General features: G+C 61.1%; 28 protein-coding genes. 21 read left to right on the forward strand and 7 right to left on the reverse strand.

Features of this window, described 5'->3' with window-relative positions:
* The first annotated feature begins 1 nt into the window (after position 1).
* Positions 2 to 2161 carry a phosphoribosylformylglycinamidine synthase subunit PurL gene (gene purL, locus V8J81_RS07435; protein ID WP_368475113.1) on the forward strand — a complete coding sequence of 720 codons (2160 nt, stop codon included), beginning with the start codon at positions 2 to 4 and terminating at the stop codon, positions 2159 to 2161.
* Here purL and V8J81_RS07440 read toward each other — a convergent pair.
* Positions 2158 to 2916, reverse strand: coding sequence for a MerR family transcriptional regulator (locus V8J81_RS07440; RefSeq protein ID WP_368475114.1), 759 nt, complete (start codon positions 2914 to 2916; stop codon positions 2158 to 2160). The two genes, purL and V8J81_RS07440, sit on opposite strands and share 4 nt — an antisense overlap.
* Positions 2917 to 3022: 106 nt before the next feature.
* On the opposite strand from V8J81_RS07440, the gene V8J81_RS07445 reads away from it, so the two are divergent.
* The 3 genes from V8J81_RS07445 (at position 3023) to grxD (ending at position 3936) form a co-directional block, all read left to right on the forward strand.
* Positions 3023 to 3259, forward strand: a complete 237-nt coding sequence (locus V8J81_RS07445; protein WP_368475115.1) for a BolA family protein — start codon at positions 3023 to 3025, stop codon at positions 3257 to 3259.
* A gap of 193 nt (positions 3260 to 3452) precedes the next feature.
* Positions 3453 to 3587: a hypothetical protein gene (locus V8J81_RS07450; RefSeq protein WP_368475116.1), complete on the forward strand. Its 135-nt coding sequence runs from the start codon at positions 3453 to 3455 to the stop codon at positions 3585 to 3587.
* A complete protein-coding gene (gene grxD / locus V8J81_RS07455; RefSeq protein ID WP_368475117.1) occupies positions 3577 to 3936 on the forward strand; it encodes a Grx4 family monothiol glutaredoxin in 360 nt (119 codons plus the stop codon). Before V8J81_RS07450 ends, grxD begins: the two co-directional genes overlap by 11 nt.
* A gap of 121 nt (positions 3937 to 4057) precedes the next feature.
* Here grxD and der read toward each other — a convergent pair whose 3' ends face one another.
* Genes der through V8J81_RS07475 form a run of 4 tightly spaced genes read right to left on the reverse strand, consistent with a single transcriptional unit; the run spans position 4058 to position 7765 of the window.
* Positions 4058 to 5494, reverse strand: a complete 1437-nt coding sequence (gene der, locus V8J81_RS07460) for a ribosome biogenesis GTPase Der (protein ID WP_368475118.1) — start codon at positions 5492 to 5494, stop codon at positions 4058 to 4060.
* A gap of 45 nt (positions 5495 to 5539) precedes the next feature.
* Positions 5540 to 5995, reverse strand: coding sequence for a YaiI/YqxD family protein (locus V8J81_RS07465; RefSeq protein ID WP_368475119.1), 456 nt, complete (start codon positions 5993 to 5995; stop codon positions 5540 to 5542).
* Positions 5988 to 7031, reverse strand: a complete 1044-nt coding sequence (locus V8J81_RS07470) for a hypothetical protein (protein ID WP_368475120.1) — start codon at positions 7029 to 7031, stop codon at positions 5988 to 5990. Before V8J81_RS07470 ends, V8J81_RS07465 begins: the two co-directional genes overlap by 8 nt.
* Positions 7028 to 7765, reverse strand: a complete 738-nt coding sequence (locus V8J81_RS07475) for an HpcH/HpaI aldolase family protein (protein ID WP_368475121.1) — start codon at positions 7763 to 7765, stop codon at positions 7028 to 7030. Before V8J81_RS07475 ends, V8J81_RS07470 begins: the two co-directional genes overlap by 4 nt.
* A 192-nt stretch (positions 7766 to 7957) precedes the next feature.
* Here V8J81_RS07475 and V8J81_RS07480 point away from each other — a divergent pair, with 192 nt between their 5' ends.
* The 17 genes from V8J81_RS07480 to V8J81_RS07560 all read left to right on the forward strand — a co-directional run bounded on the left by V8J81_RS07480 (position 7958) and on the right by V8J81_RS07560 (position 18347).
* A complete protein-coding gene (locus tag V8J81_RS07480) occupies positions 7958 to 9154 on the forward strand; it encodes an ABC transporter substrate-binding protein (protein ID WP_368475122.1) in 1197 nt (398 codons plus the stop codon).
* Positions 9155 to 9229: 75 nt separating this feature from the next.
* The gene (locus V8J81_RS07485; RefSeq protein WP_368475123.1) at positions 9230 to 10021 is read left to right on the forward strand and encodes an ABC transporter ATP-binding protein; all 792 of its coding nucleotides are present in this window, start codon (positions 9230 to 9232) and stop codon (positions 10019 to 10021) included.
* Entirely contained in the window at positions 10018 to 10533 is a 516-nt protein-coding gene (locus V8J81_RS07490; protein WP_368475124.1) for a hypothetical protein, read from the forward strand. Before V8J81_RS07485 ends, V8J81_RS07490 begins: the two co-directional genes overlap by 4 nt.
* A 3-nt stretch (positions 10534 to 10536) precedes the next feature.
* Positions 10537 to 11094: a hypothetical protein gene (locus V8J81_RS07495; RefSeq protein WP_368475125.1), complete on the forward strand. Its 558-nt coding sequence runs from the start codon at positions 10537 to 10539 to the stop codon at positions 11092 to 11094.
* Positions 11091 to 11627, forward strand: coding sequence for a hypothetical protein (locus V8J81_RS07500; protein WP_368475126.1), 537 nt, complete (start codon positions 11091 to 11093; stop codon positions 11625 to 11627). The genes V8J81_RS07495 and V8J81_RS07500 overlap by 4 nt, the downstream gene beginning before the upstream one ends.
* A gap of 34 nt (positions 11628 to 11661) precedes the next feature.
* Complete coding sequence (locus V8J81_RS07505) at positions 11662 to 12402, forward strand: ABC transporter ATP-binding protein (protein WP_368475127.1); 741 nt, start codon at positions 11662 to 11664, stop codon at positions 12400 to 12402.
* Between the two features lie 31 nt (positions 12403 to 12433).
* The gene (locus V8J81_RS07510) at positions 12434 to 12817 is read left to right on the forward strand and encodes a hypothetical protein (protein ID WP_368475128.1); all 384 of its coding nucleotides are present in this window, start codon (positions 12434 to 12436) and stop codon (positions 12815 to 12817) included.
* Positions 12818 to 12846: 29 nt separating this feature from the next.
* Positions 12847 to 13236, forward strand: a complete 390-nt coding sequence (locus tag V8J81_RS07515) for a hypothetical protein (protein WP_368475129.1) — start codon at positions 12847 to 12849, stop codon at positions 13234 to 13236.
* A 41-nt stretch (positions 13237 to 13277) separates the two neighbouring features.
* Positions 13278 to 13655, forward strand: a complete 378-nt coding sequence (locus V8J81_RS07520; protein WP_368475130.1) for a hypothetical protein — start codon at positions 13278 to 13280, stop codon at positions 13653 to 13655.
* A complete protein-coding gene (locus V8J81_RS07525) occupies positions 13652 to 14020 on the forward strand; it encodes a hypothetical protein (protein WP_368475131.1) in 369 nt (122 codons plus the stop codon). Before V8J81_RS07520 ends, V8J81_RS07525 begins: the two co-directional genes overlap by 4 nt.
* Positions 14017 to 14373, forward strand: coding sequence for a hypothetical protein (locus V8J81_RS07530; protein WP_368475132.1), 357 nt, complete (start codon positions 14017 to 14019; stop codon positions 14371 to 14373). The genes V8J81_RS07525 and V8J81_RS07530 overlap by 4 nt, the downstream gene beginning before the upstream one ends.
* Before the next feature lie 9 nt (positions 14374 to 14382).
* Entirely contained in the window at positions 14383 to 14787 is a 405-nt protein-coding gene (locus tag V8J81_RS07535) for a hypothetical protein (protein ID WP_368475133.1), read from the forward strand.
* Positions 14784 to 15206, forward strand: coding sequence for a hypothetical protein (locus V8J81_RS07540; protein ID WP_368475134.1), 423 nt, complete (start codon positions 14784 to 14786; stop codon positions 15204 to 15206). Before V8J81_RS07535 ends, V8J81_RS07540 begins: the two co-directional genes overlap by 4 nt.
* A complete protein-coding gene (locus tag V8J81_RS07545) occupies positions 15203 to 15634 on the forward strand; it encodes a hypothetical protein (RefSeq protein ID WP_368475135.1) in 432 nt (143 codons plus the stop codon). Before V8J81_RS07540 ends, V8J81_RS07545 begins: the two co-directional genes overlap by 4 nt.
* Positions 15631 to 15969, forward strand: a complete 339-nt coding sequence (locus V8J81_RS07550; RefSeq protein WP_368475136.1) for a hypothetical protein — start codon at positions 15631 to 15633, stop codon at positions 15967 to 15969. Before V8J81_RS07545 ends, V8J81_RS07550 begins: the two co-directional genes overlap by 4 nt.
* 54 nt (positions 15970 to 16023) lie before the next feature.
* Complete coding sequence (locus V8J81_RS07555; protein ID WP_368475137.1) at positions 16024 to 17034, forward strand: branched-chain amino acid ABC transporter permease; 1011 nt, start codon at positions 16024 to 16026, stop codon at positions 17032 to 17034.
* Positions 17031 to 18347: a branched-chain amino acid ABC transporter permease gene (locus tag V8J81_RS07560; RefSeq protein ID WP_368475138.1), complete on the forward strand. Its 1317-nt coding sequence runs from the start codon at positions 17031 to 17033 to the stop codon at positions 18345 to 18347. The genes V8J81_RS07555 and V8J81_RS07560 overlap by 4 nt, the downstream gene beginning before the upstream one ends.
* 325 nt (positions 18348 to 18672) lie before the next feature.
* Here the strand turns inward: V8J81_RS07560 and V8J81_RS07565 are convergent, their stop codons facing one another.
* Entirely contained in the window at positions 18673 to 20265 is a 1593-nt protein-coding gene (locus tag V8J81_RS07565) for a LuxR C-terminal-related transcriptional regulator (protein WP_368475139.1), read from the reverse strand.
* Positions 20266 to 20504: 239 nt separating this feature from the next.
* The gene (locus tag V8J81_RS07570) at positions 20505 to 21281 is read right to left on the reverse strand and encodes an enoyl-CoA hydratase-related protein (RefSeq protein ID WP_368475140.1); all 777 of its coding nucleotides are present in this window, start codon (positions 21279 to 21281) and stop codon (positions 20505 to 20507) included.
* Between the last annotated feature and the right edge of the window lie 46 nt (positions 21282 to 21327).

Here is a 21327-nt window from a genome sequence, read left to right on the forward strand (position 1 = left end):
CATGCAAGAGCCAACCATCACACCCGAGATCATCGCAGCCCACGGCTTCACCGACGGCGAGTGGGCCGAAGTGAACAACATCCTCGGGCGCGCTCCGAATTTCACCGAGATGGGCATATTCTCGGCCATGTGGAACGAGCATTGTTCCTACAAAAGCTCCAAAAAGTGGCTCCGCACCTTGCCAACCGAAGGCCCCCAAGTGATTTGCGGCCCAGGCGAAAACGCGGGCATCGTCGATATCGGCGACGGGCAATGCGTGGTCTTCAAAATGGAAAGCCACAACCACCCCTCCTACATCGAGCCCTATCAGGGCGCGGCGACAGGCGTTGGTGGCATTCTGCGTGACGTTTTCACGATGGGTGCGCGCCCGATTGCGGCAATGAACGCGCTTAGTTTCGGGCAACCCGACCATCCGAAAACACGTCAGCTTGTAAACGGCGTGGTCGAAGGCATTGGCGGCTACGGAAACTGCTTCGGCGTGCCAACCGTGGGCGGCGAAATCCGCTTCCATCCTGCCTACAACGGCAATTGTCTGGTAAATGCCTTTGCGGCTGGTTTGGCCGACACGGACAAGATTTTTTATAGCGCGGCCTCAGGGGTCGGTATGCCCGTCGTCTACCTCGGCGCGAAAACCGGCCGCGATGGTGTCGGCGGCGCGACGATGGCCTCGGCCGAGTTTGACGACACGATCGAAGAAAAGCGCCCCACTGTTCAGGTTGGCGACCCCTTCACCGAAAAGCGCCTTCTGGAAGCCTGTCTTGAGCTGATGGAAACCGGCGCCGTGATCTCAATCCAGGACATGGGCGCTGCTGGCCTGACCTGCTCCGCCGTGGAAATGGGCGACAAGGGCGGGCTTGGCATCAAGCTGACCCTCGACCATGTCCCGCAGCGCGAAGAGAACATGACCGCTTACGAGATGATGCTGTCCGAGTCCCAGGAACGGATGTTGATGGTCCTCAATCCCGACCTTGAGGATCAGGCCCGCGCCATCTTCGAGAAATGGGACCTCGACTTCTCCATCGTAGGCGAGACCATCGCGGAAGACCGCTTCCTGATTATCCACGGAAACGAAACAGTCGCAGATCTTCCGCTGTCAAAGCTCGCCTCCACCGCGCCCGAATATGACCGCCCGTGGGTTGAGACACCCGCAGCCGAGCCGCTGGCCGACGTGCCTGAGATTGACCCTATCGACGCCCTCCGCGCGCTGGTCTCCTCCCCCAACTACTGCTCCCGCGCCTGGGCCTATCAGCAATACGACAGCCAGGTCATGGCCGACACGATCCGCGCGCCCGGTCTTGGCGCGGGCGTTGTGCGTGTGCACGGCACCGACAAGGCACTGGCCTTCACCTCCGACGTGACGCCCCGCTACGTCAAAGCCAACCCCGTCGAAGGCGGCAAGCAGGCCGTGGCCGAAGCCTTCCGCAACCTCTGCGCTGTTGGGGCCAAGCCGCTTGCGACCACCGACAACATGAACTTCGGCAACCCCGAAAAGCCCGAGATCATGGGCCAGTTCGTCGGCGCCATCAAAGGCATCGGTGAAGCCTGCCTCGCACTCGATACTCCCATCGTCTCCGGCAATGTCTCGCTTTACAACGAGACCGACGGCACCGGCATCCTGCCCACGCCTACCATCGGCGCGGTCGGTCTGCTCGACCACACCGACGACCTCATCGCCGGCACCGCGCGCGACGGGCACATGCTGCTGCTTGTTGGGGAAACCCAAGGCCATCTGGGCCAATCCGCCCTCCTCGCCGAGGTCTTCAATCGCGAAGACGGCGATGCCCCCGCTGTGGATCTGGACGCCGAGCGTCGCAACGGTGAGTTCATCCGCGAGCAACGCGAATGGATCGGCGCCTGCACCGACCTGAGCGACGGCGGCCTGGCGCTCGCTGCATTCGAGTTGGCCGAAGCAGCAGGCACTGGCGTCACACTTGACGTGGCCGATACGCCAGCGCTGTTTGGCGAAGATCAGGGGCGTTACCTGATCTCCACGAGCTTTGACAAAGCCGAGGCATTGATGATCGCCGCAGGCCACAAAGGCGTGCCCATCGTCACGGTAGGCAAGGTCGGCGGCGAAACCATCAAGATCGGCACTTCCGAAGCGCCCCTGTCCGAACTGAGCGAAGCCTGGTCCGGCGCTTTTGCGGAGACGTTCGCCTAGAGCCGCCGTGCGGCATAGGCGTCCATTGTATCAGGCAACCATTTACCGAAGCCCGGAGCGAGTGCCTCATACCGGGCCACAAAACCTGCATGACGGCGGTATAGCTCTGCCAAACCCGCATAGGCTTCGACCGTGCAGGACCGTCCCCACATGTTCGTCACCCAACCGCGATGCGCGTCGAGCAAAAGATCCGTTTCGTTCTCGTCATTTTGAAATGCCTGAACGAGCGCTTTCTCAATTTCACGCAACCGAGCCATGCTTGCCTCCAAGTCCGATCCCGAGAGATGGGCCTGGGACGTGGCAATATCGTCTGCAAGTGACGCGCCGTAGCTTTGCGTCAGCCAGTCTTCGTGATCCTTCTGCGTTTCGGGTGTGAAGGGCGTGTACAAGTCTTCCAAAGCCATGGGGGGGTCTCCTCTTATCACCGCAATGCTGCGTTCAAGGGTCGCTATGACCTGAGCTAGATCTGCCGCCTGCCCCATAAGACGGGCACGGTGGGCTTCAAGCCGGGACAACCGATCCTCCGGTCCATCCAGCAGCGCGGCGATCTGCGCTAAGTCCATACCTGTGGCGCGGTAAAACAGGACCTCCTGCAAACGCTCAGCCTCGGCCCGGCCGTAAAGCCGATAGCCATTGGCCCGGACATGAGCAGGTTTCAACAAACCAATCGCATCGTAATGATGCAGCGTCCGCACCGAAATGCGGGCCGCCTTGGCCAGTTGTCCGACCGAATATTCCTCGATTCGCTTCTCCATGGCTCCTCTATCGGGCCTCACGTGGCGTGAGGGTCAAGCATCGGCTTGCGGCTGCCCCAACCGCGTCCTACATTTCTTCTCAAGACAGCCAAGGACAACGCAATCCATGCCCATGCAAGCCAACGAGATCGAGGCCCTCCTGCGCGAGACCTTCCCCGACGCCCAGATCGAAGTCGCGGGCGATGACGGCGTGCACATGTCAGCCATGGTCATCGACGAAAGCTTCCGCGGAAAGAACCGCGTCCAGCAACAGCGCGCGGTCTACGCGGCATTGAAGGGCAAGATGGATGGCCCTTCGGGTGAGTTGCATGCGCTGGCGCTGACGACTAAGGCACCGGAATAGTGGGGAAGATTGCCTCATTTCTCGTCGCGGGCTTGTTCCTGAAACCTCTCATCAACAGGTTTCTCGGGGCGTCCTACCGCGAGGCGGAGCCGTTCTTCGACCGAATGACACGTGACGGCAAACGCCGCGCTTTGGGATCGCGCTCCGAGGTGCCAGACTCAGATAACGCGCAAAGCAAAAGGGACATCCGAACATGAAAGCCTTCCTCCATGGCGCCTTCATCGCGCTTCTCGGCCCCTTCGCGCTGTTGTACCGTCCCACGCGGCAGCAGCTGAACCCCATTCCCATTCGTACCGACGACCAAAGGATCCCGCCACATGAGCGCTGAAGATCAGATCAAGCAAACCATCACCGACAACACCGTCGTCTTGTTCATGAAGGGCACCAAAGAGATGCCGCAATGTGGGTTCTCTTCGCGGGTTGCAGGTGTGTTGAATTACATGGGTGTCGAATATCAGGATGTGAACGTGCTGGCCGATGAGGGCATTCGCCAGGGCATCAAGGATTTCTCCGACTGGCCCACGATCCCGCAGCTCTACGTGAAGGGTGAGTTCGTCGGCGGCTGTGACATCATCACCGAGATGACCCTATCGGGCGAGCTGGACTCGATGTTTGCCGAGAATGGCGTCGGGTTCGACAAAGACGCGGCTGACAAAATCCGCGAAGCGAACGCCTGAGGCGTTGCGCCCGCTGACGCGGTCGCCGAATGCGAGGGGCCAGCCCCTCGCGCTCCCCGGAGTATTTTTGACCAATGGAAGACCGGGCGTTTTGGCGAGGCGGGTCAACGCAGGCGGGTGATCAACCGTTCTTCGTCTCACCCTTCCGCACGTGCTTGTTGAGCCGTGACGGCGTCGATTTCTTGCGGTTCTTGTAAGGGTTATCGTCAGCCTGGCTGCGCATCCAAAGCCGGATCGGCGTGCCGGGCATGTCGAAATCCTCCCGCAACCCATTGACCAGATAACGCGAATAGGCCTCAGGCAGTTTATCGGGGTGAGAGCACATCACCACAAAGCCCGGTGGGCGCGTCTTCGCTTGCGTCATGTAACGCAGCTTGATGCGGCGGCCGCCCGGTGCAGGGGGCGGGTGCGCCTCGATCATGCCACCGAGCCATTGGTTCAGCTTCGCGGTCGAGACCCGAGTGTTCCACGTCTCATGCGCTTTCATGATCGCCGCGTGCAATCGGTCGAGACCCTTGCCGGTCTTGGCTGAAACAGTGATCAAAGGTGCCCCGCGCAACTGCGGCAATAACTTTTCAAAGCCTTGGCGAAGATCTTTCAGCTTTTGCTGCTTCTCAGGCTCGATATCCCATTTGTTGACCGCCACGACGACAGCACGTCCCTCACGCTCCGCCAGATCCGCTATGCGCAGATCCTGCGTCTCAAACGGAATGGCAGCGTCGAGAAGCACCACGACAACTTCGGCGAATTTCACCGCGCGCAGGCCATCGGCGACCGAGAGCTTTTCCAGCTTCTCCTGCACCTTTGCCCGTTTGCGCATCCCCGCCGTGTCAAAGATTTTCATCGGCACGCCGTCCCATTCGAACGGCAGCGCGATGGCATCTCGGGTGATCCCGGCTTCGGGGCCAGTCAACAGGCGGTCTTCACCGATGATCTGATTGATCAAGGTCGATTTGCCGGCATTCGGGCGACCAACAACCGCAATCTGCAAGGGTTTTGAGCGACTTATAACGCGATCTTCACCCTCAACGTCGACATCCGTTTCGGCCTCTTCGTCTGGCTTGGCCTCGATCAGAGGCGCAAGTTCGGCGGCCAGATCGCTCATCCCTTCGCCATGTTCGGCGCTCAGCCCAATCGGCTCTCCCAGGCCAAGGCCAAAGGCCTCCAGCATCCCCGACTGGCCTGCATTGCCCTCAGCCTTGTTGCAGCCCAGAAGCACAGGCTTGCCGGACTTGCGCAGGATGTCGGCGAAGTATTCATCCGCCGCCGTCACACCCGCACGCGCATCGATCACGAACAGCGCCGCATCGGCCATCTCTACCGCATGTTCGGTCAGCCGCCGCATCCGCCCTTGCAGGCTATCGTCCGTCGCATCCTCAAGTCCCGCCGTGTCCACCACCGTGAAGCGAAGCGGCCCTAGCCGTGCATCCCCTTCGCGCAGATCGCGCGTGACGCCGGGCTGGTCATCGACCAGCGCCAGCTTCCGGCCCACAAGCCGGTTGAACAGCGTCGATTTGCCGACATTGGGACGCCCGACAATGGCGAGGGTGAAAGACATTGGACTACCTCTAACAGAAGGCGCGGCTCTACGCCCTTCTGTGCACTATTTCAAGCGCCGCAGCGCGGTCTCGATGGCATTGGAAAAGGCCGACCGGTCCGCTTTGCTGAACGGCTTCGCACCGCCAATCCCCTGCCCGTCCAGACCTGCGCGAATATCGGCCATGATCGCACGCGTCGCCACCTGGGATCCGATGGAGTTTTTTGTGAACGCCCGGCCTTTCGGGTCCAGTACAGCTGCGCCCTTTTCAAGGCAGCGCTCCGCCAGAAGGATGTCTGCCGTGATCACCAAGGATCGCTCATGGGCAGCCTCTGCAATAAGATCATCCGCCGCATCGAACCCGTCACCTGCCATTTGCATCGAGATCAGCGGGTGCTCGGGGTGGCGCAGATATGACCCAGCCACAAGCCGCACCGCGATCCCATGGCGCCAAGCAGCCTTGTAGATTTCCTCCTTCACCGGGCAGGCATCGGCATCGACGAGGATCAGGGGCTCAGCCAAAGTGACCCTCCGGGAATGGCAAGGAGATCTCAGCGCCGGAGGCTTCTCGCAAGGTCAACGTACCCTTCTTCAACGTCACCGCCTCTACCTCCGTCCAACCCGGCGGGCGCGGCAAAGATACCATCGCGTGCCGGATCGTGTGCAATTCTCCCAAAGGCAGCGTTGTGGGTACGTCCATCGACGTCAGCACGTTTTCTGCCATTGCGGCCGCCAGCCCCTGCCCGCCCATGGCGCGCCCATCTTCGATCCCCAGAACGCCGGTATGGCGGCTGTTCCAAGGCGGAAAGTCCCGCGCACCGTTGGAAATCCACAGCATCGTCACAGGCATCATGACCGGGTCCTTCAGGACCAACAGCATGTCATCCTCGGCATTGCGCATAACGCAGGTCCAGCCGAGCGTGTTCTCGCGGGACTCTACCAAGGTGCAGAAATCCTCCACCAGATGACCGGCCGGATAGGTCCGCCCGTCCCATTGGCCACCACCTTCCAACTCAAGATGAAGATCGCCGCGCAATTGGCTCAATTGCCAGTAGTTGAACCCGTCATGTTGAGGCGCAGGATCGGTCAACGCCGCGCGCTTCTTGCTGAAAGAGACGCGCCCGCCCTCTTCCATCCGCACCATCGGATGGTGGGCGAAGGTCACATCGCCGCGCCCCTTGTCGATGACATGCCGTTGCAAAAGGCACTCGCCCACAACCTGAATTTCCTTGGCAACGACAGCATCGTTCAGTTTCGTCAGGCCATTGGCAAAGACACCCTTATTGCCCTCTGTGCTCAGGATCACCCAAGGGTCATTCGCCGTAGGTCCATGGATGGGATGACCATGCACATCATCGCGTCCAAACGGCATGCAGAAAAAATCTCCCGCCAGCCGTTTGTCGACATCTGCTACGTTCGGGTCGGACTGCACCGCCTCTTCATCCCGCCAAGGGGCAACGTGCAAGGGCGAACGCCCGCCCACCGTCCAGACAGGGATATTGCCTGCCTCCATATCGAAGACGGCATGGGCATCGCCGTGTTTAAGATCGACTCTCATCCTTCGGCCAGCTCCGACAAGGCGCTTTGCAACAGGGAGGCGTCCGATCCGCAGCCAAGGAACGTGACCCCCAACTCGATCATTCGCGCTTCGGCCTCTGCCCCGGCAACAATGATACCCGCCGCCCTGCCACCATTGCAGATCGTCTTGATGCCGTCGGCCACCGTGTCCCAAAGCTCTGGATTCGACAGGTCATCGCGGTAGCCCATATCGGCGCCCAAATCTGCGGGGCCGATGAACACCCCGTCGACACCGTCTACTGCTGTAATCGCCTTCAACGCCTCCATTGCAGCGCGGCTTTCGGCCTGCACCAGAATGCAAATGTCGTCATTGGCGTGGGCAGCATAACCCTCGATCCCGCCAAAACGCCCCGCACGAGCCACCATAGCTCCCATGCCACGCACGCCTTCGGGCGGATAGCGGCAGGCACGCACAACGGCGGCGACCTCCTCGGCGGAGTTCACCATCGGCACCAGAAGCGTCTTCACGCCCAGATCCAACGCCTGTTTGATGATCCAGTCTTCCGCGACCGGGACTCGGACCACAGCCTCGGTGTCAGTACCCTCAAGCGCGATCAATTGGTCCCGTATGCCCGCCGGATCCCACGGTCCATGCTCCCCGTCGATCAGGCACCAGTCGAACCCGGCCTGCCCGGCCATTTCTGCCGTCACCGCGCCCGGCAGGTTCAGCCACAGGCCGCGCTGCAACCGCCCCTCCGCTAATGCCGCTTTCAACCGATTTCCCAAGGCATGTCCCCCACTTTATTCCAGCGCAAAACTCGCCGCCCTTCCGCCACTTGTCCACCCGTTATCGCGGCTTGTCACCCGGCCAACACCTTGCAAGACGACCCCTTTTACTTTGCGGGCGTGAAAGCTAATCTCCCCTCCATCAAGGGCGATGAACGCCCATCCACAGGGAGAATATTGATGAAGAAGTTTTTGCTGGCATCCGCCGCATCCATGGCGCTGACCGGTGCTGCAGCCGCTGATGGCCACCAGGGTGACGTGACCCTCGGTGTGATCCTCGGCTTCACGGGCCCCATCGAATCGATCACGCCAGCCATGGGCGACGGCGCAGAGCTTGCGATGGCCGAAGTCACCGAGTCCGGCGCACTTTTCGATGGCGCAGCCGTCACGTCCGTGCGCGCGGACTCCACCTGCGTTGACTCTTCGGCAGCACAAGCCGCGGCTGAACGCTTGATCACGTCGGACGGCGTGCACGGCATTGTCGGCGCGGATTGCTCCGGTGTGACCGGCTCCATCCTGGCCAACGTCGCTGTGCCAAACGGCATGGTAATGATCTCGCCCTCCGCCACGTCGCCGGGCCTCTCGACCGCTGAAGACAACGGCCTGTTCTTCCGCACCGCACCGTCTGACGCGCGTCAGGGTGTTGTGATGGCTGAAATCATCATGGAACGTGGCATCGACACCGTCGCCGTCACCTACACCAACAACGATTATGGTCAGGGCCTCGCAGACGCCTTTACCGCCGCCTTTGAAGAGGCCGGTGGCACCGTGACGCTCTCCGCCGCCCATGAAGACGGACGCGCGGACTATTCCGCTGAAGTCGGCGCACTGGCCTCGGCCGGTGGTCAGGCGCTTGTCGTGGCGGGCTATGTCGACCAAGGCGGTTCTGGCGTGATCCAGGCAGCACTCGACACCGGCGCGTTTGACACGTTCGTCTTCCCGGACGGCATGGTCTCTCAGGCACTCGTCGACAACTTCGGCTCCGACATCGACGGCTCCTTCGGCCAGAACCCCGGCACCGACAGCGAAGGCGCAGGCCTCTTCCAGGCGATGGCTGAAGAAGCTGGCTTCGATGGCACCTCGCCCTTCTCGGCGGAAAGCTATGACGCAGCAGCGCTGATCATGCTCGCCATGGCAGCTTCCGGTTCGCGCAATGCCGCCGACTACATGGGCGAAGTCATGAACGTGGCCAACGCACCGGGCACCGAGATCCTGCCGGGTCAGCTTGGCATGGCGCTTGAGATGATCGCCAACGGCGAAGACGTGGACTACGTCGGCGCGTCGGCAGTGGAGCTCATCGGTGCAGGCGAATCCGCCGGCAACTACCGTGAGATCGAAATCGTCGATGGTGAGCTTTCGGTCGCTGGCTACCGCTGATCGTTTGATCATTGAACATTCAAACAGCCCGGTGATATCGCCGGGCTGTTTTTCTACCGAAAGGGCACGCGCCTCATGATCGAAGTCCACGACCTACACAAACACTTCGGCGGCTTCCATGCCGTGGATGGCGCAAGCCTGAAAATTGAGACCGGCTCAATCACCGGCCTGATCGGCCCCAATGGCGCAGGAAAAACCACGCTTTTCAATGTGATCGCAGGCGTTCTTGAACCAACATCCGGGCGCGTTCACATGGACGGCGAGGACATTACCGGCCTGCCGCCACACAAGCTGTTCGGCAAGGGTCTGCTGCGCACCTTCCAGATCGCGCATGAGTTCAGCTCCATGACGTGCCGCGAAAACCTTATGATGGTGCCTGAAGGTCAGACCGGCGAAAGCCTGTGGAACACGTGGTTTGGCCGCAAGCGGATCGCTGATGAAGAGCGCGCGCTCCGGGCGAAGGCCGACGAGGTTCTTGAATTCCTCACCATCACACACCTCGCGGACCACCCCGCGGGTGCCGTCTCAGGCGGTCAGAAAAAGCTTCTGGAACTTGGCCGCACTATGATGGTTGACGCCAAGATCGTCTTTCTTGATGAGGTTGGTGCAGGCGTGAACCGCACCCTTCTCAACACGATCGGCGACACAATCCTGCGCCTGAACAAGGAACGGAACTACACCTTCTGCGTGATCGAGCATGACATGGATTTCATCGGCAAAATCTGCGGCCCCGTGATCTGTATGGCCGAAGGCAAAGTCCTCGCCGAGGGCACGCTCGATGAAATCAAGGCCAACGAGCAAGTGATCGAGGCTTATCTGGGCACGGGCCTCAAAAACAAAGACCAACTGGAAAGCGCGCCTGCATGATCAAGGCGGGCATGGTCTTGGCCACAGCGGTACTCGGTGCCCCTGCACTGGCCGAAGACTGCCGCTTTTTGCGCGACCCCGTCCATATCTGCGGCTCCGACCATGGCTGGTTCGAGTTCGGCCCATTCGGGCGCTATGGCAATGATGCATTTCTAACCAGGGTTGGTGGCCCCAACGCCTACATCGTGTCAGACCCGCTGGATGGCTCGGACTATACGCTCGCCACGCTTGAAGCGACCGCGTTGCGTGGGCTTCCCGCAGGCGATCCGGAAGCCAGGACAGTGCGGGTTCTCGAACGTAGTGTCGTGTCTCACCTGGGCATGGAATGGCTCACACTCGTTTATGAAAGGCGCACGTCCGAAGACGTGACCTTGCTCTTCGCCAACACCATGGCGCTGACAGAAACACACGCGATCCAGTTGATCACCATCGAGCACGAGGTAGACGCCTACACCGACACCCACCGCGCGGATCACGCTCTGTTCGTCTCCGCCATCGCGTTAGAGCCGTAGATGATGAAACGCGTGCTCCCTTTTGCCCTTCTCCTCTGCGGCATTCCCGCGCTGGCGCAGGTGGCCCCAAAGGACGGCGATCTGCCGATGCCCGGCTCCGCCCCCTGCCCGTTGATTGCCGAGCCTGTCCGGTTCTGCGGCACGTCCCCGCAATTCGTCCTCACGCCCCAAGCCGACAATGCCGAGATCACCAGCTATTTCGCCACACCCCTGGGCATTCAGGCCATCGCCGTGGTTGAACCGATCGGCCGCACCAATGGGCTGACGATCGAGCGCTTGCAGGACGTGGCGCTCCAGAACCTCGCCGCAGCTTCTGGCGCACCCGTTGAAACAATCCCCGTGATCCAGCGAGGGCAGCTTATCATCGCAGGCGGTCCTCACCCGAACTTCGTCTACCGCGGAACGGTAGATGGTGAGATGTATGTCTATTCTAACTCCATGCTGCTGATGGAGGACAGCGTTGCCCAATTCGTCACTATCGAATCTGGCGTGACCACCTATTCCCCGCGCCACCGCTCACTTCATCTGCAATTCCTCGACCAGATGCAGGTGACCCAATGAGCCTTCCACGCCTTTCTGCCATCGCATTCGCAATAGTCACCACGTTGACCGCCCCCGCCGCGGCCGACTGCATCGACTGGGGCCTCGATCTTGAGGTGTGCAGCACGCCCGACATCAGTGTGGCCTACAATGAAATCGGCTTCCCATTCGCCGAGATTCGCACGGAAACACGCCTAACGCAGGTTTTCTGGACAGTCAGCGGACCTCGCATCGAAAGCGAAACTGACCTCGAAAACTCCTTCTGGACCGTGTGGAGCCTAGTTGGCGACCGTCTTGAAGGTAGGGGCCACCTGGACTTCAACCGTGATTACATGAGCGAAATCAACGGCCAGACCGTCTTTCGCAACCCGTTCGTCCTCCGCCCAGAAGACAATCCAAACCACTTCTACATCCATCTCTCGGTCTTCGACGCCTTTGGTGTCCCCGCCGCCATCGAGATCATCGAACCGGTTCGCAGTAGTGATACGCAGACCACCAATGCCTTGCTTGCCCAGGCCATGCAGATGATACAACCACAAGGCACCGGCCAGTGATCCGGCGCACATGCTTACCCAAGACAGGCCAACCATGACCCAAACCGCAGCCGCCACAGACACCACAACGCCCTTCCTGATAGGCGACGCCATGACCGGCGGCTATGGCTCGGGCGCGGATATCCTGCATTCCTGCACCATCGCCGTGAATCCCGGCGAGATTGCCGTCATCGTTGGCCCCAACGGCGCGGGCAAATCTACCGCCATGAAGGCTGTCTTCGGGATGCTGAACCTGCGCGAAGGCCATGTGATGCTGGATGGAACCGATATCTCGGGCCTCACGCCGCAAGCGCGTGTTGCGGCGGGCATGGGTTTCGTGCCCCAGACCTCCAACATCTTCACGTCGATGACGGTCGAGGAGAACCTCGAAATGGGCGCTTTCATCCGCAAGGACGATTTCCGGGCCACGATGGAGCAGGTTTACGACCTCTTCCCGATCCTCCGTGAAAAGCGCAAACAGGCGGCGGGGGAGCTTTCCGGCGGCCAGCGCCAGCAAGTCGCCGTGGGCCGCGCGTTGATGACCCAGCCCAAGGTCCTGATGCTGGACGAGCCCACCGCTGGCGTTTCCCCCATCGTCATGGACGAACTCTTTGACCGCATCATTGAGGTCTCACGCACCGGCATCCCGATCCTCATGGTGGAACAGAACGCCCGCCAGGCCCTTGAGATTGCAGATCGCGGCTATGTGCTCGTCCAAGGCCGCAACGCCTATACCGGCACCGGCAAGGAACTGCTGGCCGACCCCGAAGTGCGCAAAAGCTTCCTAGGCGGTTGATCCTGTGCGGGCAGCGTTATTCGGTACACTGATGCTACTGGCCAGCCTGCCAGCCGCCGCCCAAATTCAGCCCCGAACCATGACTTGCGCCATCGACTTTGTGTGCACCGGGGTCAGCCTTGACCCGGACACGTGCGAACGTGCCGAAGGAGCGGCTAACGTCCAGATAACCACAGACTTGATCACCGTCTCCGCATTCGAAGAAACGCTGCGCTTCGACGATATCACACCCGGAAGCCTGTCCCTCAACACGGGCATGACGGCGTCCGGCCTCGACACGTCCTCCGATCCGGCTCGCTACATGACCCTTGTGCTGTCCGATACGACCCTTGGCGTTTTCATCAGTGACGAGCGGGCCGAAAGCGGCGAGTATTACGGCGCACGCACCTTTGCCGCCACCTGTCCTGCGCCATAGCCCTCCCTTCGCTTCAAGGAGCATCGAACTTGGAACAAGTCACAATCCTTCTGACCTGCACTTTCCTGACCTTTTGCGGCGGCGACGGAACCTGCACCAGCGACACACCCTTGCCGATTACGCTCGACCCCGGCGCCGACAGCGCATCGGCCCGGATCTGGGCCACGCCGGGCGCCACGGGCAGACCAACCGGCGCCGAGATCATTCCACCGCTTCCATCCAGCGCAGGCGCGCCATTGCATTTCCTAGCCCGCACACGCTCTGAAGGCGCTCTCGTACTGTCGATCAGTCGAAATCCATCCGACGACAGCATGCGCGCCACGCTGCGCCGTCATCCTGACCGAGGCGGGAATCCAGCCGGACCCGACGCGTTCGTCTCAGAAGAAGTCCCCTGCCAACAGTCATTCGTGAGGCAGTGACAGGTCGGAGCAACATACCCCAACGCCTCGTTTGCGCGGCTATGCTCGCTCTGCCTTTGCCAGCGCAGGCCAATCTCAGCGATGACATCGCAACAACAACGTACACCGCCACCTGCGAAACCATCGAAATCTGCCGTGAGAGCAGCGGCTGCGTCTCGTTCCCAACCTTCGGCGTTCTGATCCTTCAGGTTCAAGGCGACAGAGGCAGTCTCGGGCCAGAGGCCGACGATCCGCGCCCTCTCAACGTCTACCACGCCCTCGAGTCTGCGCCCCCAGACCCCGAAGATCTCGGCCTGCGCTTCATCGTCGAGCAAGAGGCAACAGACCCCCTCACCCGCCGTTTCGCCTATGTCGACCAAACCCGTGCAGGCCCCGCCGGGCGCTATTTCATGCTCGAATGCACGGAGCGGTCCGAATGATCCGCGCACTGGCCGCCTGTCTCTGCCTCGTTAGCTCCCCCGCGGCGGCCACTGGCCTTGCCTGCACGTTCACGCAGCTCTGCTCCCCCCTCACCGATTGCCAGACACACCCCGGTCTGCCCTTCACCTTTGATCTCATCTCCGGCGCGCTGGCGTTGACCACGGCGGATGGCATCGCCTTGGGCACCCCGCTCTCGCATGTGGAGGCACCAGCCCTGTCGCTCCTCTTCGACACCCGGCCCGATCAAACCCTACTCCTCAGCGTCTCCGCCACCGGCGAAGCCGCGATGACCCAGCATGATTTTGAGGCCGCAGGCAGGCTCACCTCGGTCAGCTATTTCGGCACGTGTGAGCCCGCCTCATGATCCGCCTCGCTTCCTTGCTGCTCCTCAGCGCACCCGCCCAAGCCGACGTCCTGATCTGCGGCTTCTCCCCGACAGATTGCGCGCCCGGCGTCCTGTGCGAACCTTACGAAGTGACAATCAACACTCACCACGGCGCAGCCGCCCCGCTGTTCGACTATGGCGGCCACATCGTGCCAATCCGCGTGATCCCCGAGGAAGGGGTCCAGGCCCCAAGCTACGTCACGCTCGGCCATGGCGACCGCGAGATGATCACGCTATTCAACGGCCTCGACGCTATCCATACCCGGCACTTCACCTTGAACGGCCAACCTGCCGCCCAAACCACCGTTGGCCGCTGCACCAGCTTCTACTGAAAGGTCCCCATGCGCCTCCTCGCAACAACCGCCCTTCTCTGCACCCCGCCCCTTGCAGCGCCCGCGCAAGAGGCGCCCGTGGAATGGACGTGCCTTCTCAACGTCATGTGCCCACATACCGGAGCCTGCCGTGACCTCGCCCAAACAATTGCGATCATCGAAGGCAATGAAGGTTGGACCGTGGATTGGATCGATACCGACCTCCCTTCCGACTACGAATTGATCGCTGACCTCCCACCCGTTGAAGGGGCCGCCCATCAGACCCGTGTTCGCAGCCTCATGCACCGCGATCCGGACAGCCAAACCGTTCAAACGCTGACCTTCGACAGCACTGGCCATGTGATCGTGACCACCCACCAACCCCATGCGGGCATGCAGGTCGTCACCGGCCTCGGGACTTGTGAGCAATCATGACATTTGCCGTGCGAGTCGTCGCCGCATGTGTTGCAGCGGTCATCGCGCACCCGCTTTCGGCGCAAGTCCTGTCGGATCGAATGCTGTGCGAACTCATCGACCCCTGTGGCGATGAACCCTGCGAAGGATTGGACGCACCGCTTCTCTTCTCACTCGAACTTGTAGATGGTACGTGGCTTTGGGATCCGCTGGCCGAATGGAACGGGTTTCCGGTTGCAGTTGCTGAAACCCTTACACAAGCGGAGGCATTGGCGCAGGAAGATACCACAGAGGTTGGCCTGATCCTCGTTCCCATGGGACACACGGAAGACGGCGCGCTTATCCTTGATGGCTACGGCTTCCAGTATTTCCCCACCCGCGGTCTCGCCCCCCGCGCAATGCGCCACCATTGTGCACCGGTTGGGCGTGACCTGTCATGATCCACTTCGTTTTGGCCTTCATGCTTCCAACGACTTCCGCCATTGCCAATCCGACGTGGGATAGCTTCCCCGACCGGATGGTCTGCCAATCGCAAACGCCGTGCAACCTGCAAGCCATTTGCGACGCTGGAACACCGGCGCACCTCATCCTCACCCGCGATGGCTCTGAATGGTTTTGGACCGTAACGCCAGAGCACCCGTCACGCGGCCTCCCCGCGACCATCGCCAGCACGGTGGCGGAAGCGCAAGACATGGCCCGCAGCCACAGACTTTCAGACCCGCCAATCTATCGCTTCCTGTTCGTCGCGGTTTCCGGCAACGCCACGGGATCGATCTTGATCCACGCCCACGAATTCAACCCCGTGTCCCGTGCGCTCATACCGGGCCCGCTCGAATATGTCTGCCACCCCTCTGAGGTCACATCATGATCCGCACAGCTTTCGCCCTGCTATTGCTCGCCACACCAGCCATGGCCGAACCGTGGGACTGCACCTTCACCACCACCTGCCTCGCCAGCCTCGACTGCTTTGATCAGGACAATTCGGCCCGTGTGATAGCCGCCGATCATGCAGGCGATCTGTTTCTTGAATGGGACGGAATGCAGCTGCGCGCTGAGGCACTTTCCGACGGCGCAGGATATGTGGCCGTCTCTCCGAGGGACACACACGCCTTGCTGACGATTACCGGCAATCTGGCCATACTGACCACCCACACCGCCGCTGCCATGACCTTTTTCGGCAGTTGCGAGGTCTTGGGAAATTGATAGAACCAACAAAACGCCAAAAGGCCAAAACCAACAGGGACACGTGATCCGACCATGGATTTTCTGAACGCACTCGTTGCGCTGGCGAACTTCGTCATTATTCCCGCCACCGCCTATGGCGCGCAGCTCGCACTGGGTGCGCTTGGCGTGACGCTGATCTACGGCATCCTGCGGTTTTCCAACTTCGCCCATGGCGACACGATGGCATTCGGCACCATGATCACGATCTTCGGCACCTGGGGCCTGCAGGCCGCAGGCGTCAGCTTCGGCCCCCTGCCCACAGCGCTCCTCGCCCTACCTCTCGGCATCGCCGTCACGGCCCTTCTGGTGATCGGCACCGACCGCACCGTCTACCGCTTCTACCGCGAAAACAAAGCCAAACCCGTGATTTTCGTGATCGCCTCCCTCGGCGTCATGTTCATCATGAACGGCATCGTGCGCTTCCTTATCGGCGTCGATGACCAACGCTTTGCCGATGGCGAGCGGTTCATTATCCGCGCCCGCGACTTCCGCGAGATGACCGGCCTCGACGAAGGCCTCGCCTTCCGCACTACCCAAGGCATCACAATCGTTGTGGCCCTGATTGCCGTCATAGCGCTCTTCTGGTTCCTCAACCGCACCCGTACCGGCAAGTCGATGCGCGCGTTTTCCGACAACGAAGACCTGGCCCTTCTGTCGGGCATCAACCCCGATCGTGTCGTGCTTGTCACCTGGATCATCGTCGCCGCGCTCGCCACCACCGCGGGCGTCCTCTACGGCCTCGACAAGTCGTTCAAGCCCTTCACCTATTTCCAGCTGCTCCTGCCGATCTTCGCCTCCGCCATTGTCGGCGGCCTCGGCAACCCGCTCGGCGCCATTCTTGGCGGCTTCCTCATCGCCTTCTCCGAAGTCGGCGTGACTTATGCATTCCGCAAAGTGGTGGGCTATCTGGGGCCAGAGGATTGGCAGCCAGAGGGCCTCCTGCAACTGCTCAGCACCGATTACAAATTCGCCGTCTCCTTCGGCATCCTGCTGATCGTGCTGCTCTTCAAACCCACCGGCATCATGAAGGGGAAATCAGTATGAGCGACGCAGCCACCACCCCTCAGTCGGGTAATTCCAAAACCATCCTTCTCTTCGCTCTTGTGGCCGTTCTCTTCATCGGCACCGGTTTCGTGCAGTCGTGGAACACTGCGCTCACGATCTTCAACATGGGGCTGATCTCGGCCATCATGGCGCTCGGCGTGAACATGCAATGGGGCTACGCGGGCCTCTTCAACGTGGGCGTCATGGGCTTCGTGGCCCTCGGTGGCCTCGCCGCCGTCCTCGTGTCCTCCGACCCAGTGCCAGAGGCCTGGGCCGCCGGCGGCCCGCAAGTCCTTCTCGGCCTCGTCCTTGGCGCCATGACCATCGTCGCTGCCATCCTGACCTACACCAAACTCCCCGCCGGACGCCTCCGCGCGCTCGCGGTGGTCGTCGTCTTGATCGGCGGCTTTGCCATCTTCCGCACCGTCTTCGACCCCGCCGTTGAGGCCGTCGAAGCCGTCGATCCCGCCTCCACCGGCTTTCTCGGTGGCCTCGGCCTGCCCGTCATCCTCGCCTGGCCCATGGGCGGCGTTCTCGCCGCCGGTGCCGCATGGATCATCGGCAAGACGGCCCTTGGCCTGCGCTCCGACTACCTCGCCATCGCCACCCTCGGCATCGCCGAGATCATCATCGCCGTCCTCAAAAACGAGGATTGGCTGGCGCGCGGCGTGAAGAACGTCACCGGCATTCCCCGCCCCGTCCCCTATGAAGTCGACCTGCAGGCGAACGAGGCCTTCCTGAACGCCTTCGCCGACCCGGTTACGGCCTCCACCATCACCGTCAAACTCGCCTATGCGGGCCTCTTCATCCTGTTCCTGATCGCCTTGATCTGGCTCAGCGAGAAAGCGTGGAACTCCCCCTGGGGCCGCATGATGCGCGCCATCCGCGATAATGAGGTCTCGGCTTCAGCCATGGGCAAGGACGTCAAAGCGCGTCACTTGCAAATTTTCATCCTCGGCTCCGCCGTCTGCGGCTTGGCCGGCGCAATGATGACCACGCTCGACAGCCAGCTTGTGCCCGGCACCTACCAGCCCCTGCGCTTCACCTTCCTGATCTGGGTGATGGTGATCGTCGGCGGATCGGGCAACAACTGGGGCGCGGTCCTGGGCGGCTTCCTGATCTGGTGGCTCTGGGTGCAGGTCGAACCGATGGGCCTGATGCTTATGCAGGGCCTGACTTACTTCTTGGAACCAGGCTCAGCCCTGTCTGAGCACCTGCTCGACAGCGCCGCGCATATGCGCCTACTGACGATGGGCTTGATCCTGCTGCTGGTCCTGCGCTTCAGCCCACGGGGCTTGATCCCGGAGCGATAAGGCCGAGCGCCACACATACCCGCGAAAAAAGCAGAACCCCCGGCTTCGTCACAAAGCGGCCGGGGGTTCCTGACCCGTGAAGGCGAAAACGATTTACGCAGTGTGAAGGCCTACAGTGCCGTCGCGGGATAACGCGGGTCAAACACAATCAAAGCGCCTGTTCTGCTATCTTCCAAACCGGGCTCAATACCCTGCCGGAGAACTGAATTCTGCTCTGGCGAACGTGCTCCACCGCCTTGCGCAGAACCTACGGTTACGGCTCAGATTATGGCAATCACCCGAACGGGTGAAATCCGACGGAAACGCCCGCAGGATCGGCCTTTTTTCAGATCGGCTCTGCCGCGGACAACACGGTTGGCAAAGCCGACGACACATAAGGCAGGTAGCTGTCGATACGGACCACGGGCGCACCGATGCGTTGCGCGAAATCGTCAAACGGACCCGATGCCTTGATCAACGAATCCCTGCAATGGATGAGCGTCGCACGAGGGCGCAAATTGCTGCTTTGGGGCGCATAGGCCCAATCCACACAGGAATAGCTTGAATCCCGCCACATCCCGTCTGCCCTATGGACCATGAGATCGGCGAAGTTCCGGTCATCCGCGTGCAGACCGTCTTCTGTCTCCACCTTGCGCATCTCAACACCGATCAACGGATGCACCCCGGCATGGCGATCCTCCATCCGCTCCAGTTGATGCATCGCCAGCCCGAACATGAATTTGATCGTCTTGGGGGCATAAAGGCAGGCCAGACCAAATGTCTTCATCTTGCCGACAAAACCTGTCGTCACCTCACGCGACAGGATCGGTGGCACTGCTTCGATCCCTACAATCGTCTGCACCCGTTCGGGGTGTTGCAGGGCCAGTTGATATCCAACGGCAAACCCATCCGCCGCCGCAAAGATCGAGAATGCGCCAATCCCTTCCTGGTCCAGCACCGCCATCACGTCGTCGATGTGATCCTGCAACAGCGCTTCGCCTTCCTTGACGTTCACCGAAGATGGCCCCCGACCCGCGCGACTAATGCGCACCACTTGCCAGCCGCGACCAACCGCAAGCGCCCGTGCGTTCTCCGGCCAATGCCGCCCTTGCGTCATCCCGTGCAGGTAGACCAGTGTCTTGCCCGAGTTTGGTCCATCCACCTCATATCCAAGCGTCCGGCCATCCGGTCGCTGCAGCGTCAGCAGACCACCCTCCCCGGCTGCGCGCGCTTGCGTCGCTTGCGGGGGGATCAATGTCGCCGCCTGATTCAACATGCGCAAAATATCGGATTGGGAACTGACCCCCAACTTATTGGTCAGGGATTTGACCTGGCTGCGCACCGTCTCCCACGATTTCCCGACACGGTCGGCGATTTCGCGCAGCGTACCGCCCAGAAGAAGCTCTTTCAGCAGGCCGAATTCCGCGTGGGTTAAATCGAAACTCTCGGCCACGAAGGCCGAAATGACACGCTCAAAGGCATCGCCCGAGCGCTTCGACACATATCCATCCACCGCCGGGTCACGCGACAGCATGACCAGTTCAACCGCCTGACCCTCGTTCACCCGCAGCAGCAGGGTCGACCCGTCCTCATCATCGGACAACCACTTGTTCAGCTTGTCCTGATCCTCCAGTGGGATGCGCGCCACAAAACCGGCTGCAACGTCTGCCTTGCTCTCATAGCGTGTGATGTCCAGCGCCTGCAGGGCTTCGACCTCGTCCGGCGTAGCACCTTGCGAAAGCTCCCCTAACAAGCGCCAGGCTCGATCTGCATGATATTCCAGCTTCGGGGATATTAGCTGCCCATCTTCATCATCGAGCCACGAGGTCAGGACCTCCATCAAACGGTCCAACTGTGCCGGTTCGGTCAAGCACTCGTAAAATGCCAAAAGCACTTCACCAAGCGTTGGGGCCGAAGGAGGATGTTCTAGTTTGGACATCTTTGGGCTGGCTGCGTTTGTGGCAAGGCACCGTTCGGCAAAGTGTAGTCACATGGCTCAGCTAGGCCAGCGGAAAACAGGGAGCGTGTTGCTATTCACCTCCGCACTGTATGGAAACGGGCAACAACTTCGCTGCTGCGCGTTTCACACAATCATAGTTACCGAAACTTTAACGGAAATGGCTTTGTCTTGGGGGTACAGATACTTAACCCCTTTGTGCAAGCGTGCACAAACCTCGCTCACCGCCCCTCATAGACCGGCGCGCGCTTCTCCAGAAAGGAAAGTACACCTTCCTTGAAGTCCCGCGTTTTCCCGCATTGGCCCTGCAGCTGACCTTCCAGATGAAGCTGCTCCTCCAACCCGTTGCCAAAGCTCGCCCGCATCACCTGCTTGACCCGCTTGAACGCCTCCGTCGGCCCGCTCGCCAGATGCTGCGCTCGGCCCATCCAGACCGCCTCGAATTCGTCGTCCGAAGCCATCTCCCAGATCATGCCCCAATCCGCGGCCTGCGCGGCTGAGATCTTGTCCGCAAACAAAGCCGCCCCCATCGCCCGCTGCAATCCGATCGTGCGCGGCAAAGCCCAGGTTCCGCCCGCGTCCGGAATAAGCCCAATCCGCGTGAACGCTTGAATGAAGGAGGCGCTTTCTGCCGCAATCACCACGTCACAGACGAGTGCAAGATTGGCCCCCGCCCCTGCAGCCGTGCCGTTCACAGCGGCGATCACAGGCACCGGACACTCCACAATCGCCATCAGCATCGGAATGTATTCGTCCCGCAATGTGCGCTCCAGGTTCAGGTTCGCTGCATTCGCGCGATCCCCCAGATCCTGCCCGGAGCAAAACGCGCGCCCCGTCCCGGTTAGCACCACGACCCGCGCCTCATTGCCCGCAGCCGTCACTGCGTGGGTGATCTCGGCCCGCATCTGCGTGTTCAGCGCGTTCATCACATCTGGCCGGTTCATCGTGATGACAGCCATACCATCGCGGTCTTCGCGGGTGATCGTTTCATAATCCATGGGGGTGCCTCCCGTTGCGTTGCGCGGACCCTAGGCGAACCGATCA

It is taken from the genome of Gymnodinialimonas sp. 202GB13-11 (genome assembly GCF_040932485.1).
In the GTDB taxonomy this organism is placed as follows: domain Bacteria; phylum Pseudomonadota; class Alphaproteobacteria; order Rhodobacterales; family Rhodobacteraceae; genus Gymnodinialimonas; species Gymnodinialimonas hymeniacidonis.